The following is a 15205-nucleotide window of genomic DNA, read 5'->3' as shown; positions in this document are numbered from 1 at the left end:
AGTGACTTCGCTGCTTACGACTGCGCCTTCAGTGACTGTCTGATTTGCAACAGATGTTTGAAGCACTTGGGATTGGCAAACAACAGTTCTTTGCTGCCCTGTGTTTGCGGGTTACCCTGAGGGTCACTCAGCAGCGCGCCTGATTCCAGCAGAATCAATTGCGCAGCGGCCAGTGATGTCTGATGTTGCGGGCGGCACCAGCCCGCGTCAAGACGTCCGGCAGCCACATAGACCATGTCCAGCGGTGCGCAACCACTCATACGAATATGGCAGGGCAGGGCCAGCAACTGATCCTGTAACTGGGCAAGAAACGTGTCTTCAGCGGGTTGCGGATCCAGTCCGACAAAGGCGTTTTCCAGCGAGGTCAGTTTACCGGTACGCATGCGGCTGTCGTTCAGCTGTCCACCGGCGCCGCGACTGGCGCTGAATTCCTGGTTCGCAGCCGGGTTCAGCACTACACCGTGAGTAATACCCTTGCTGGTTTTCAAGGCAATGGAGATGCAAAACGAGCCGAAGCCGCGCTGAAAATTGCGATTGCCGGCCAGCGGATCAATCAACCAGGTGTTGTCTGTGTCGGCACCTGCCGTGTACCCGCTCAAGCGTGATTCCACACTGAAATCGGGATAGGCTTTGCGCAGGTGATACAGAATGGTACGCTCAGCGTCCACATCCATGCTGGTAATCAGCTCACCGTCTTTGTCTTCGATAATGCTGACACGATCCAGACGGTCACTGACGTGGATGATTTGTTCGGCAGCGCTGCGCGCGGCCCGGAGGGCGATATTGATTACGGGATGCATGATTTTCGCTTAACTTGTTGCCCGGGTTGAATCGGGACGGTTTATTGTCGTTGGAGCCTCTGATTCAGAGTCTCCCTTGGTTCAAAAGACGGAGAATGATAGCAAAATGCTGGCAGTCAGTCCTTAACTAGTTGTTATAATCCCGCCCCTGACTAAAACCAACCGCTGGAGCAGTCCATTGTCCAAAGGCAAACCGTCGCAGTCCATTGCACCCGATCTGAGCCGGGTTCACGTCGTACTGGTCAACACCTCTCATCCGGGCAACATTGGCGCTACCGCCAGGGCCCTGAAAAACATGGGAATTCCTAATCTTCGTCTGGTTGATCCGCGCGATTACCCCAGTGATGTTGCCATGTGGCGGGCGGTGTCCGCCACCGATGTGCTGGAGCGCGCCAAGGTATTCCCGACACTGGTTGAGGCTGTCGCAGACTGTTCGATGGTCATTGGTGCCAGTGCGCGCTCGCGTCGGATGCCCTGGCCCATGCTGTCGCCCCGCCAGTGTGCCCGGCATGTACTGGAGGAGATCCAGCGGGCCACGGCGGAAGACAGTGGTCAGATCGCGCTGGTGTTTGGTCGCGAAGACACCGGCCTCACCAATGATGAGTTGCAACAGTGTCACTACCATGTGCAGATTCCTGCCAATGAGGACTACAGTTCACTGAATCTGGCCGCCGCGGTGATGGTGGTCTGCTACGAAGTGCGAGTTGCCATGCTCGAACATGCCGGTGAGACGCGATTGGGTGCGGATGCGCCCATGTATGACCCGGCATCCGAAGATGAGTACTGGGATGTGCCGAAGGCAGATGGTCATCAGATGGAGCTGTTTTACGAACACCTGGAAAAAGCCCTGGTGGCGATGGATTTCCATGACCCGGAAAATCCCAGGCTATTGATGCCGCGCATGCGGCGGCTGTTCGGGCGTATTCGCCCGGATTCCATGGAGATAAACATATTGCGTGGCGTACTGACTTACGTCGAAGAGCATGTCCGCCGCGCCAACGCCGGCGACTTGCCGGACGCTGACAATACAGGGAACAAGACCCCCAAGGATACGAAGTAGTATGAGCATCATGTTTGAGAAGATTGCTGAAGAAATCGCAGCCCGCCCGGAGCAGGTCGCTGCCACCGTCACCATGCTGGATGACGGCGCCACCGTGCCGTTTATTGCGCGTTACCGGAAAGAGGTCACCGGTGGCCTGGATGATATTCAGCTGCGCCGCTTGCAGGAACGGCTGATTTATCTGCGTGAGCTGGATGACCGCCGCGATGCCATCATCAAGAGTATCAGCGAGCAAGAGAAGCTGACGCCGGAGCTGGAGCGACAGATTCGCGCCGCGGACACCAAAACCACACTGGAAGATCTGTACCTGCCCTATAAACCCAAGCGCCGTACCCGCGCCCAGATAGCCCGGGAAGCGGGCCTGCAGCCGTTGGCCGACATGTTGTTCGCCGACCCGTCGCGCTCGCCGGAACAGGAGGCAGAGGCCTTTATTAACGCTGACGCAGGCGTTGCCGATGGCAAGGCCGCACTGGATGGGGCCAAACATATCCTGATTGAACAGTTTGGCGAGGACGCGGCACTGCTGGGCAAGTTGCGTGATTTTTTCTGGGCGCGGTCACACCTGTCATCGGAGTTGATTCCCGGCAAAGAGCAGGAAGGTGCCAAGTATCGCGATTATTTTGAATTCTCCGAAGCGGTCAGCAAAATTCCGTCACATCGCGTGATGGCTCTGTTTCGTGCCCGCAATGAAGGCATCCTCAATCTAAAGATTGATATTCCGGTTGACCCCGCCGCGCCGCCGGTGAAGCACAGTTGTGAGGCGATGATCGCCGCGCACTGGCAGGTGCATGATGAAGGGCGCGCCGGCGACGCCTGGTTGCAGGAAGTGGTGCGTTGGACCTGGCGTGTGAAGATTCATACGCATCTGCAGACCGACTTTCTGACGCAGTTGCGCGACCAGGCCGAAGAAGATGCCATCAACGTGTTTGCACGTAACATCAAGGATCTGCTGCTGGCCGCTCCGGCCGGCAAAAAGGTTACCATTGGTCTGGACCCGGGTCTGCGTACCGGCGTCAAGATGTGTGTGGTGGATGCCACCGGTCGGGTGCTCGATCATGGCGCGATATTTCCCACTGCGCCGCAGAACAAGACACGCGAAGCGGCAGCAGTGTTGCGCACCATGTGTCAGAAATACAATGTTCAGCTTATTGCCATCGGCAACGGCACCGCCTCGCGCGAAACCGACCAGTTTGTCGCGGATTTCTGCAAGGATCATCCCGAGTTCAAGCTTAATCGCATTCTGGTTAATGAGGCCGGTGCTTCGGTGTACTCCGCCTCCGAGTTTGCCTCGCAGGAATTACCGGACCTGGACGTTACCATTCGTGGGGCAGTGTCGATTGCCCGGCGTTTGCAGGATCCGCTGGCAGAGTTGGTGAAGATTGAACCCAAATCCATTGGTGTCGGGCAGTATCAACACGATGTCAGCCAGGTAAAACTGTCGCGCAGCCTCGACGGTGTTGTGGAAGACTGCGTGAACGCGGTGGGCGTTGATGTCAATTCCGCCTCAGCGCCCTTGCTGAAACGGGTGTCGGGTCTGACCCAGTCACTGGTTGGCAACATTCTTGAGTTCCGCGACAAAAACGGCCAGTTCCTCAGCCGTGACGACCTGAAGAAAGTGCCCCGGTTTGGTGATAAAACCTTTGAGCAGGCGGCTGGCTTTTTGCGCGTGCACGAAAGCAAAAACCCGCTTGATGCCTCCTCCGTGCATCCGGAATCGTATCCGCTGGTGGAGGCAATTGCGCAACGTCACGGCCGTGAAGTCAGGTCCCTGGTCGGTGACAGTACATTTTTGCGTTCACTGAAAGCAAAGGACTATGTCACCGATGTGTATGGCTTGCCGACTGTGGAGGATATTTTGCGCGAGCTGGAAAAACCCGGCCGTGATCCGCGAGGTGAGTTCAAAACGGCTGCCCTGAAAGAGGGTGTCGAGACACTGTCAGATCTGGTGCCGGCCATGATTCTGGAAGGTACGGTAACTAACGTCACCAATTTTGGTGCCTTTGTCGATATCGGGGTGCATCAGGACGGTCTGGTGCATATCTCGGCGCTGTCGGACAAGTTCGTCAAGGATCCGCACGAGGTGGTCAGTGCCGGTCAGATCGTCAAGGTCAAGGTGCTGGAAGTGGACAAGGAGCGCAAGCGCATCGCGTTGACGATGAGGCTGGATGATCCCTTGCCGACAGAAACCGGCGCCAAATCATCCCGTTCCGGACCGACGTCGGCGGAGTCGAACAAGCGCAAGAAGGACTTTGCTGCGGCCGCCCAGAACAAGCGGCAAACCGGCACCATGGCGGCTCTATTCGAGCAGGCCCTGAAAAACAAACGCTGAAAACTATCATCGTGGGTATTGCTTCGCACTGCCTGCGTCGAAGTCGTTTTCAGTGTTTGTCAGCTTGTCCTCAGAGGCTTCTGGTGCGTTTCGGCCGGGCGCTTCTTCGCGCCTTGGACGGGCGCGAGGCACGGCCGGGTTTGTCGTCGGGCACCAGTTGATGAAGCGCATCACCGATCAGATCGGCGCGGCCCATTTTACGCAATGTAGTGCGCAGGATCGGCCAGTTCTTCTCATCGTGATAACGCAGAAAGGCCTTCTGCACACGACGATCCTCGATGTTCTTGATACTGCCTACCGCTTCACTTTTGTAGGTCACTTTTTTCAGCGGATTCTTGCCCGAATAATACATGGCTGTGGCCAGCGCCATCGGGGACGGATAAAACGTCTGCACCTGATCCGGTTTGAATTTGTGTTTCTTCAGCCATAGTCCCAGGTTCATCATGTCTTCATTATCCGAGCCCGGATGCGCGGCAATAAAGTAGGGAATCAGATATTGCTTCTTGCCCGCCTTGGCCGAGAAGTGATCAAACATGTTCTTGAATTGATCGTAGGAACTGATGCTCGGTTTCATCATTTTGGACAGCGTTTTGTCTTCGCTGTGTTCCGGCGCAATCTTCAGGTAGCCGCCAACGTGGTGCGTCACCAGTTCTTCCACATACTCCGGATCTTTTAACGCCAGGTCATAACGCAGACCCGACGCAATGGCTACGCGCTTGACGCCCGGAATTGCGCGCGCTTTGCGATAGAGCTGGGTGGTGGGTTTGTGGTCGGTTTCCAGATGCTGACAGATGGTCGGGTACACGCATGACAGGCGCTTGCAATTTTTCTGGATGTCATGCGACTTGCAGTTCAGTTTATACATGTTGGCGGTGGGGCCGCCCAGGTCAGAAATGGTACCGGTAAAGCCGGGTACCATGTCGCGAATCTTCTCTATCTCTTTCAGAATCGATTCTTCCGAGCGGCTCTGGATGATACGACCTTCGTGTTCGGTGATGGAACAGAAAGTGCAGCCGCCAAAGCAGCCGCGCATGATGTTGACCGAGGTCTTGATCATGTCATAGGCCGGAATGCGCGCATCTCCGTAGGACGGGTGCGGGCGGCGCTGGTAGGACAGATCAAAGACGCCGTCCAGCTCATCCGTTTCCAGCGGAATGGGCGGCGGATTGACCCAGATATCCAGTGTGTCGTGTTTCTGCACCAGGGTCTTGGCGTTGTAAGGATTGGCTTCCTGGTGCAGTACCCGCGAGGCATGGGCATACAGCGCCGGATCGTTTTTCACCTTGTTGTAGGACGGCAGACGGATATAGGTCTTGTCCGGATCTGTGTCATATTTGCGCTGCAGCGGCAACGGGATAATGCGCACAGGTGCCACATCATCATCTGTTTTAGCCTCTTTGGCCTCGGTCGCTTCCCTGATCTTGCGAGCATCGGGCTCGGTAATCTGATCATGCGGCACATCGTAGGGATTGGGGATGTCATCAATGCGCCCCGGCCAGTCGATGCGGGTAGAGTCGATTTCGGTCCAGCCCGGCGGTGCTTCGCGTCGCAGCACGGCGGTGCCGCGCAAATCGCTAAGCTCCTTGATGGTGCGGCCGTTGGCAACGCCGTGGGCGATCTCAACCAGCGCGCGTTCGGCATTGCCATACAGCAGAATGTCGGCATTGGCGTCGATCAGTACTGATTTGCGCACCTGATCGCTCCAGTAGTCATACTGGGCAATACGGCGCAGACTGGCCTCAATGCCACCAATGACAATCGGGGTCTTGTGATAGGCCTCGCGACAGCGCTGGCTGTACACAATCACGGAACGGTCAGGGCGCTTGCCAGCCTCGGCATTGGGCGTATAGGCATCGTCGTTGCGTATGCGCAGATCCGCCGTATAGCGATTGATCAGCGAATCCATATTGCCGCCGGTGACACCAAAAAACAGGTTCGGCTCACCCAGCGCCTTGAATGGTTCCGCGCTGTCCCATGCCGGTTGCGCAATAATGCCAACCCGAAACCCCTGTGCCTCCAGCAGGCGGCCGATCACAGCCATGCCAAAGCTGGGGTGATCGACATAAGCGTCGGCAGTGACAATGATGATGTCACAGCTATCCCAGCCCAGGTCATCCATTTCTGCGCGGGACATGGGCAGGTAAGGCGCGGTGCCAAAACATTCCGCCCAATAGGGTTGATAGGAGAACAGGTGCTTGGGCTTGATAGCCTGTTTGCTGTCAGGTCCGGTCTCCGGTCGTGAGCGGGCTTTGGTGTCTGTGGATGAAGGCTGGGCAGGTGTTGGCATCAGGCGAGGGCCTTCCGGCGGCGGGCCGGTGCTTGGAAATTGGGTGTAAATTGGGAGTCGGACGCTATTCTACAGCATTTATTGGCTGTCTAGAAACAAACCCATGGGTATCATGATGCCGTTGATGTCCAGCAGTTCGTCCTGCACATGGATTGCCGTGCGCGCGCGGCCGTTGCTGATGCGGGTCCAGCCTTGCCGCTGGTAGACGGCAAGCGCCTCCGCGGCGGGACTTTGCCGCAGGGCAGTGGCATTGGCGTCAATCGATAACGTCAGCTGCATGTCCCGCAAAACGGCTTGCCAGCCCTGCCATGAACTGCTGGCGGGCCAGCTGGCGCGGGTTTCCAGCCAATGATCACCGGCAAAGGCAGTGAAGCCGGTTATCGCATCAAAGCGCAGCATTCCCTGACCATCGAGACGAAGCAGGCCGGCACCGGAAAAATTGCTCAGGTCCGCGTCCGTCGTCACGGGTTCGAGTCCGGGTGACGCCGGCAGCAGGCGGATATCTGCCACTGCAAACATTGTGTCGTACAGATGCCACATGATGGGGCCATGGTTCAGATGCAAAATCGCCTGCCGGGTTACCGATGACAGGCCATCGGGCGAAAAAATGCTGCTTTCCGCGCTGACATGAATATCACTGCTGAACCAGCCCGCGCGGACGCTGGTTATCTCGACGTTGAGCGCCTGCGCCCGCTCCAGTGCCTGCAGCAACGGAGGGCGGATGACAACGCCGATCAGCGCCGGTATCACCGTGGTGACCAACAGCACGGGGACCAGCACCAGAATCAGTGTCAAGGTGACCAGCTTTTTCAACATGAGGATGGAGACGCCCGTGATCATTTGATTTGGTGTAGCGCGCACTATAACAGATTGGTAGCACCGGCATGGGTATTGCCGCTGCGGCAGCGTGTCGCCATTAGCCGGGATGATATGCCGCATATGCTTTTTTAATAACCGTTGAGGCGAGTCTGGGCAGCGTTATTTGGTTTGCAATGCCATGGTCTATTGGCTATGGTTTACCCGCTTTTCATAGAGGTCCCGTGTGTCTTATTCTGCCCGTTGCTGGCCGGACACACGAAGTAGTCATGACTGGTTGGAAAAATAAGCAACATGTAACCGTATTTTGGCATTTTACATAAGAAAAATTAAGTGAGGTTTTGCATGTCCAAATGGCTTGGAAGTTTTACTAAAGCGCGTGTTATGACAGGCGTCATATCAAGCGTTGCCTGTTTGCCCCTGTACGCGCAGCAGAGTGCGCAAAACAGTGATCAGGCAGCGCCACAGTCAGAAGTGGAAGAAGTTGTGGTCACCGGCTCCTATCTGCGAGGTAGCCCGCTGGATGCGCCGTCGCCGGTGCAGTCAGTTGACAGAGCATCAATGGAAGCCCAGGGCGCGTCACAAATCTGGGACGTGATTAAAAACCTGGAAATCAATTCTGGCTCCATTTCCAATGAAGGCGCCGATGGCAGCAATGCCGCTCTCGGCAACCTGTCCGGTACCGCCAATATCAATTTGCGCAATCTGGGTGAGAACTCGACGTTGACGTTGATCAACGGCAAGCGCCAGGTCGCTGCTGCCACTACCACGCCGTCTGGCGGTGAGTTTGTTGACATAAACACCATCCCCCTGGTCATGGTGGATCGTGTTGAGGTGCTGACTGATGGCGGCTCGGCTTTGTATGGCTCTGACGCTGTGGCCGGCGCCGTTAATATCATCATGCGCACCGACTTTGAGGGTCTGGAAGTCTACGGCGATGTGCAGAACATTGAGAGCGCCGGCAGTCGTTTTGATAAAACCGGCAGCGTTATCTGGGGTTGGGCCAACGACAGCGGCAGCACCAACCTTGTCCTGGCCGGAGAAATTTTTCGTCGCGACCCGGTGCCGATTACGGCGGCGCGTTTCTATGATGAGCGCTCCGAGTTCACCGGTGTGGTCGGGGGCCTGGGCACACTGATCAATCAGAGCTCGTTTGGTGCACGTCTGAATCAGGCTTACATCAATCAGGCTGCAATTGATCAGGCAGTAGCTGAAGGTGGCACAAACTCACTGCGCTACACTGATCCCCTGTGTTCCCAGTTGACCTCGGCCGATGGTTCTCCACTGTTTACCGGCACGCGCACCGCCCAGCGTGGCGAACCCAGCAGCAGCTGTCGCGAAGACGATGCGCAGTGGCGTCTGCTGACAGTTGGCATGGAGCGGGACAGTCTGTCTGCGGCATTCAGCCATAGTTTTAATGAGGCAGCCGAATTCTATTCATTTGCGCAATGGTCGCAAAGCGACATTGAGCGCTCCGATTCGGGTTATGTCACCGCTCGCGGCCCAAGTTTCTTCCTGGCGCAGCCTGGTGCCCACGCGGGTGTTCCGGCCTGGGGTGGTTACGGGATTGGTCAGACCGCCGAGCTGGGTTATTTTGCCCCGGCAGTGGGTCTGAGTCGCCCTACCGCGAGTGATATTTCAAATGCACCGATTGCACTGGCCAATGGCGGGCCCAATGTGCCCATGTCCGGCACCGTGCAAACCGGCAATTTCCCTCGCAGCGGTGGCAACACCAACATGAATACCACGGAGACCATGGGTCTTCAGGCTGGCATCAAAGGTGACTTTTACGCGCTTAATGATCGTCGGTTTAACTACGATGTGGGCGTCTCCTGGAGCGGCACCAGTTTTGAGCTGGAGTATCAGACCTTCCAGCGTGACCGCGCCGAGCTGGCCGTGAATGGCCTGGGTGGTCCCAACTGTACGCCCAATGGTGTCAGCGATTTTGATTTCCGAAGTGCGCGCGGTGCGGTTTCACCAGCGCTGCCCACGTTCTGGGATTTCCTCGGCGATACCTTTACCCAGGAATACTTCCCCGGCTTTGTCCATACCACACGGGAAAGCCTGTCACTGGCCCTGACCAGTAACAACCAGGGGCAGGGTGGATGTGAATTCTACAATCCCTTCCTGACCTCGGTGACCAACCCTGATCTGGGGAACTCCCAGGCCTTGCTGGACTGGATGACCCCCACAGTGCTGAGGGCAGACAAACGCAACCAACTGGCAGTGTTTGACGCCGTTATTGCCGGTGAAATGTTTGAAATGGCCGGTGGTATGTCGCAATTTGCGCTTGGTGTGCAGTATCGCCAGCAAAACAACAAGTCGATAGCGCCCTACCTGAATGACCCCGGCTTGCCAAATGCCATCCTGGGCTGGGATGCCAGCGGCCAGGTCGACGAGACCCACTACATCAGCAACAACTACGAGTGTTCGCAGTGTATCTTCAACTATGACCTCGATCGCAACGTGCGGGCGATTTTCTCTGAATTTTCGTTGCCGTTGCTGAATAACGTTGAGACGCAATTTGCACTGCGCTATGAGGATTACGGCGGTTCAATCGGTGGCGAGTTGACGCCAAAAGTTGCTGCCAGCTGGCGCCCCATCGAGGAATTGCTGTTCCGCGGATCGTTCTCGCAGTCGTTCCGGGCTCCCAATCTTGCTGTGATAGAAGAAGGTCTGGAAGCAGGCCAGGTGACTTTCCGCGATCCACTGCGTAACCAGGCAGTCCGTGCCGGCCTGGCCGCTGTCAACAATGCCAATGCTGAGCCCAACACGACCTACAGTGTGGGTGCACCTGCGCCTGATGTTGGCAATGAGTCAGCCAACACCTTCAGTGCCGGGTTTATCTGGACTCCCTATGGGGTATTGGATGGCCTGAGCGTGACGACTGACTTCTGGCGCTTCGAGGTCAAGGACCGGGTGATGCCGCAACCGGCGATTTCATCGATCTCCGGCGAACTCGATGCGTTTTCGTCTGCAGCGACAAACCCGGCCAACTATGTGTTGAACTCGTCGCTGGCCAATGACGCCGCCCAGCCATACGTTGCCTGTGATCCCAATGCGCTGGAAGCGCAATGGGGCAGCGACCCGCAAGCGTCGCAGAATGATGCAGGTCAGGTCATCGAAGGCTCCCGCCTGGACTGTGTGGTTGATCCGCGTGAGTACGTGGTACCCAATGTGGTCCGCACCCAGGGCAGCACAGAAGGTGCACTGGTGACCATTGTCAGCTCCACGATCAATGCCGGCGAAGTGATATCCGATGGTTTTGACCTGAAGCTCGGTTATGGCTGGGAAATGGATATCGGTCGATTCCGTGCCAGCATGGACTTTACCTATGTCAATCAGTACACACTGAAAGACGTACCGGGTCTGGAGCTGGGGCTGCTGGAAAGTGGTGTGTTTGATGCCGCCGGCACCACTGGCGATGGCATTCTGGTACGTTCGCTGCCGGACAAAAAGGGCAATCTGACCCTGAACTGGTCCAGTCATGACCTGAGCCACAGTATCACCCTGATCAACCGGTTCATCGGGTCTTACGATGATCTGGCGTACCGCAATACCTTTGAAAACGGTAATGATTATGTGCGCTCGGTGGTGCGGGACAAGGTTGATAGTTACAACTCCATTGACCTGCAGTACAGCTACACCCACGAATGGGCTGATAGCCGTCTGGGTACCAGCATCTTTACAGTGGGGGCGCTGGATGCGTTTAATGCAACCCTGCCGTTCCGTTATGCCGGGGCGCTGAACTATGATGCCACGGTGTTTGACGGTCGTGGTCGCCGCCTGTATGCCCGGGCTCTGTTACAGTTCTAGTGTCTGACGGCAAGTTTTGCCTGCACATAAGCCCCGGGCCTGAATTCAGGCCCGGGGCTTTTGTCATTCTGGCGACCACCCGGCACCTTTTTGCGACGAAGCGAAATTTTGCGGCATGATTTCATAGGCGCGCATGGCTTTTATCAATCTCGTAAATGTGAATTATTTCCAGTATTTATGCTGGCTCCAGCGATGCCGTGCCGGTTTGGTTGCCCGTTCCCGATAAAAAGTGTGAACTGGTTCAATTTCCGTTGCATTGGCCGTTTCAATTGGATACAGTTTGTGTCGATTCCCTGTAGTTCTGGTCTACCTGTATGGACGCGAGGCCAGAGTAGTATTGAGTTGCTTGCGTTGTAAAACATAAAAAATAGCATCTAAGCAGTGCATACGTTTCCAAAAATAATAATCACGGGGGAAGACCCATGTCCAAATGGCTTGGTTTCCGAAATAAGACTCTGGTGTTAACCAGTGTGATGTCAGGTGCAGCCTGTCTGCCAGTATTTGCCCAGGACTCTGAAGTAGATGTCGAAGAAGTAGTTGTTACCGGTTCTTATATCCGTGGCAGCCCTCTGGACGCCCCATCTCCAGTGACCACTGTTGACAGAGCGTCAATAGAAGCCCAGGGCGCGGCCCAAATCTGGGACGTGATCAAAAACCTCGAAATCAATTCCGGTTCATTCACCAACGAAGGTGCAGGCGAAGGCCAGGCACTGTCAGGTACCGCGAACGTCAACCTGCGTAACCTGGGTGAGAACTCCACACTGACGCTGATCAACGGCAAGCGTCAGGTATCTGCTGCAACTGTAACCCGCAGCGGCGGCGAATTCGTCGATATCAACACCATTCCGCTGGTTATGGTTGAGCGCGTTGAAGTGCTGACTGACGGCGGTTCTGCACTGTACGGTTCAGACGCCGTGGCAGGCGTGGTCAACGTCATCATGCGTACCCAGTTTGAAGGTCTGGAAGTTTACGGTGATGTACAGGCGCTGGAAAATGCCACCAGCCGCCAGGACAAAACCGGCAGCGTCATCTACGGCTGGGCCAACGACAGCGGCGACACCCATTTTGTACTGTCAGGGGAAATCTTCCGTCGTGATCCCGTTCCCGTCGAGTTCGGCAATTTCTACGATGAGAACGCGCAATACACCGGTGTTGTTGGCGGCATTGCCGGCAATATCAGCGCCACCATGGCCAACCCGGCCTTTGGTTCGCGAATTAACCAGGCTTATATCAATACCGACATTACCCAGCGCAACATCGCTGAGGGTGGTACCGCTAACACAGTTTTGACGGATCCCTTGTGTGATGACCTGACCGCTGCCGATGGTCGTCCGTTCTTTACGGGTACCCGTACCGATAATCGTGGCGCCAACAGTGGCACCTGCCGTGAATTCACTGAAGAGTGGAATTTCATGAGCGTGGGCATGGAGCGTGACAGCATCGCCGGTGCGTTTAATCACACGTTTAACGAAAATGCCGAGTTCTATTCGTTCTTCCAGTATTCCGATACCACAATCGAGCGCTCTGACTCAGGTGCCCACGGTTCACGTGGTCCTACTGTGTTCCTGGCTGCGCCTGGTTCGCATGCGGGTAATCCTGCCTTTGGCGGGTACGGCATCGGCATGACTGCAGAGCTGGGGTATTACGCTGGCAAAGCCGGGCTGACGCGCCCGACCAGTATTCCCAATGCGCCCAATACGCTGGCCAATGGCGGTATGAATGTGCCGTTTTATGCCAGTGTGCAGGATTCCAACACACCGCGGATGGGTGGCAACACCAACATCACCGAGTCGGCAACCCTGGGTGTGCAGGCCGGTGTTAAAGGCGAGTTCTATGCCTTTAACGATCGCCGTTTCAACTATGACGTGGGTTACTCCTGGAGTGGTACCAGCTTTGAGCAGGAATACCAGACTTTCCAGCGCGACCGCGCAGAACTGGCGGTAAATGGCCTGGGTGGTGCTAACTGTACGCCCAACGGCATCAGCGATTTCAACTTCCGTGATGAGCCGGGCCCCTTTGGTGGTGCTCTTCCCACGATGTGGAACGTGAGTAATCAGGCCTATTATAAAGGGTATACCCAAACGTTCTTCCCGGGTTTTGTGTTCACTACCCGCGAAAGTCTGTCTCTGGCTTTAACCAGTAACAACCAGGGCCAGGACGGGTGTGAGTTCTACAACCCCTTCCTGACACAAATGACCAACCCGGATCTGGCCAACAGCGATGAGCTGATGGCGTGGATGGCGCCAACGGTGAAACGTGCCGACAAGCGTAACAAGCTGGGTGTCATCGACGCCGTTGTGTCCGGTGAATTACTGGAACTGCGTGGTGGTATGGCCCAGTTTGCAGTGGGTGCCCAGTACCGTATGCAGAACAACAAGTCCATTGCACCGGCAATGAACCAGCCGGGCCTGGCCAATGCCATTCTGGAATGGGGTACCAACGGTGAACCCAATACCACGCATTATGTCAGCAACAACTTCGAGTGTTCGGAGTGTATTTTCAATTACAGCAACGACCGCAACATCTCTGCTGTGTTTGGTGAGCTGTCATTGCCGCTGATCGAGAATGTGGAAACCCAGATAGCGCTGCGTTATGAGGATTACGGCGGTAATATCGGCAGTGAAGTGACACCGAAGGTGGCGCTGAGCTGGCGCCCGACCGATACCCTGTTGCTGCGTGGCTCCTTCTCGCAGTCATTCCGCGCACCTAACGTGGGCATTGTGGAAGAGGGGCTGGAGTCATCCAGCAATACCTTCCGCGATCCGCTGCGTAACCAGGCGGTCCGTGCCGGTCTGGCTGAAGTCAACAATGACAATGCCTTGCCGAACTTTACCTATACCCTGGGCGGTCCGGCTCCGGATGTGGGCAATGAATACGCCGATACTTTCAGTGCCGGTTTTGTCTGGACACCAGCTGGCCGGCTTGAAGGCCTGAGTCTGACCGCTGATGCATGGCGCTTTGAGCTGACCGACAAGGTGCTGCCACAGCCGGGTATTTCAGCGATCGCTGACGAGCTGGCGCTGTTCCAGCAAGCAGCAGCCGACCCGTCGAACTATGTTCTGAACGGTACCATTCCATCCAGCCGCACCGGTGAATGGGCCAACTATGAACAGTTGACGCCTTGTGACCCCAATGCACTGGCAGCTCAGTTTGGTACTGATCCCAGCACCCAGGGCACCCCGGGTGGTGACACCGGCTTCCGTGATGTGCAGGCCGGCTCGCGCCTGGACTGCGTGGTTAATCCGGCCGCCTACCAGATCGAAGGTGTGGTTCGTACCTTTGGTGTGAGCACAGGAGCCTTGACCACAACACAGCTGAGCACCATCAACGCCGGTACCATCATTGCTGATGGTATTGACGTGAAGGCCAGCTACGGGTGGACCAATGACCTGGGTCGTTTCCGTCTGAGTGCTGATTACACACACGTTAACCAGTACACATTGAAAAATGTACCCGGTCTGGAACTGGGTCTGCTGGAAACTGGTGTGTTTGATGCTGCCGGTACCACCGGCGATGGCAACCTGGTGCGTTCACTGCCCGACAACAAAGGCAATATCAGCCTGAGCTGGATGAGCAATGGCAATCATGGGGCTTCCATCATTACGCGCTTCATCGGTTCGTACAGCGATCTGGCTTACGAAAACACCTTTGCCAACGCCAATGATGAAGTCCGCGCGCTGTTGAGCCGGAAGATTGACAGCTACCAGAGTGTTGATCTTCAGTACAACTACACGCATCAGTGGGCCAATCAGGCATTCGGCACATCCGTCTTTACCGTCGGTGTACTGGACGCATTCAATGCTGACCTGCCGTATCGGGAAGCGGGCGCCATCAACTACGATGCGGTCGTGTTTGATGGTCGTGGTCGTCGCCTGTATGCCAGAGCGTTGTTGCAGTTCTGATAGAGGTTAAAGGGGGCGGAGGAGAAAGGCGACGGAGACAGGATTTGCAACGCAAACCCCTCCGCCCCCATACCCGCCCTCCGTCTCCTTTAACCCCGCATAAAAAAAGCCCGCCTCTGGCGGGCTTTTTTTATGGCTGCAGCGTTCTCTGTCTCAAATTGTGAACGAGTTCAAATATGATTGCATTGCCCGTGT

At 56.1% G+C, this 15205-nt stretch carries 6 protein-coding genes and 1 pseudogene; 4 read left to right on the top strand and 3 right to left on the bottom strand.

Going from position 1 to position 15205, the window contains the following annotated elements; genetic code table 11:
* Window positions 1-14: 14 nt before the first annotated feature.
* Entirely contained in the window at window positions 15-800 is a 786-nt protein-coding gene (locus ENH71_RS09240) for an inositol monophosphatase family protein (protein ID WP_294130834.1), read from the bottom strand.
* 178 nt (window positions 801-978) lie between these two features.
* Here ENH71_RS09240 and ENH71_RS09235 point away from each other — a divergent pair, with 178 nt between their 5' ends.
* Both ENH71_RS09235 and ENH71_RS09230 read left to right on the top strand, forming a co-directional pair.
* Entirely contained in the window at window positions 979-1860 is an 882-nt protein-coding gene (locus ENH71_RS09235) for an RNA methyltransferase (RefSeq protein WP_294130832.1), read from the top strand.
* A gap of 1 nt (window position 1861) precedes the next feature.
* Window positions 1862-4189: a Tex family protein gene (locus tag ENH71_RS09230; protein ID WP_294130830.1), complete on the top strand. Its 2328-nt coding sequence runs from the start codon at window positions 1862-1864 to the stop codon at window positions 4187-4189.
* Window positions 4190-4333: 144 nt separating this feature from the next.
* Here ENH71_RS09230 and ENH71_RS09225 read toward each other — a convergent pair.
* Together ENH71_RS09225 and ENH71_RS09220 are read right to left on the bottom strand one after the other, a co-directional pair.
* Window positions 4334-6476, bottom strand: a pseudogene (locus ENH71_RS09225) (YgiQ family radical SAM protein); the annotation flags it as partial.
* Between the two features lie 78 nt (window positions 6477-6554).
* Window positions 6555-7292, bottom strand: a complete 738-nt coding sequence (locus tag ENH71_RS09220) for a hypothetical protein (protein ID WP_294137758.1) — start codon at window positions 7290-7292, stop codon at window positions 6555-6557.
* A gap of 384 nt (window positions 7293-7676) precedes the next feature.
* Between ENH71_RS09220 and ENH71_RS09215 the strand changes: the two genes are divergently transcribed.
* Window positions 7677-11108 (top strand): TonB-dependent receptor, encoded by a 3432-nt coding sequence (locus ENH71_RS09215; RefSeq protein WP_294133937.1) that lies wholly within the window; start codon window positions 7677-7679, stop codon window positions 11106-11108.
* A 422-nt stretch (window positions 11109-11530) separates the two neighbouring features.
* A complete protein-coding gene (locus tag ENH71_RS09210; RefSeq protein WP_294133940.1) occupies window positions 11531-15010 on the top strand; it encodes a TonB-dependent receptor domain-containing protein in 3480 nt (1159 codons plus the stop codon).
* Window positions 15011-15205: the final 195 nt, after the last annotated feature.

The sequence above is a fragment of the Pseudohongiella sp. genome (genome assembly GCF_011050365.1).
Taxonomy (GTDB): domain Bacteria; phylum Pseudomonadota; class Gammaproteobacteria; order Pseudomonadales; family Pseudohongiellaceae; genus Pseudohongiella.
The sequence above is the reverse complement of the archived record's forward strand: the minus strand, read 5'-3'. Positions and strand labels throughout refer to the sequence as shown.

Bases quoted from the DNA above. Each gene is read 5' to 3' on its own strand.
- ENH71_RS09240 (WP_294130834.1), bottom strand. From the start codon at position 800: ATGCATCCCGTAATCAATATCGCCCTCCGGGCCGCGCGCAGCGCTGCC.
- ENH71_RS09230 (WP_294130830.1), top strand. From the start codon at position 1,862: ATGAGCATCATGTTTGAGAAGATTGCTGAAGAAATCGCAGCCCGCCCG.
- ENH71_RS09220 (WP_294137758.1), bottom strand. From the start codon at position 7,292: ATGTTGAAAAAGCTGGTCACCTTGACACTGATTCTGGTGCTGGTCCCC.
- ENH71_RS09215 (WP_294133937.1), top strand. From the start codon at position 7,677: ATGACAGGCGTCATATCAAGCGTTGCCTGTTTGCCCCTGTACGCGCAG.
- ENH71_RS09210 (WP_294133940.1), top strand. From the start codon at position 11,531: ATGTCCAAATGGCTTGGTTTCCGAAATAAGACTCTGGTGTTAACCAGT.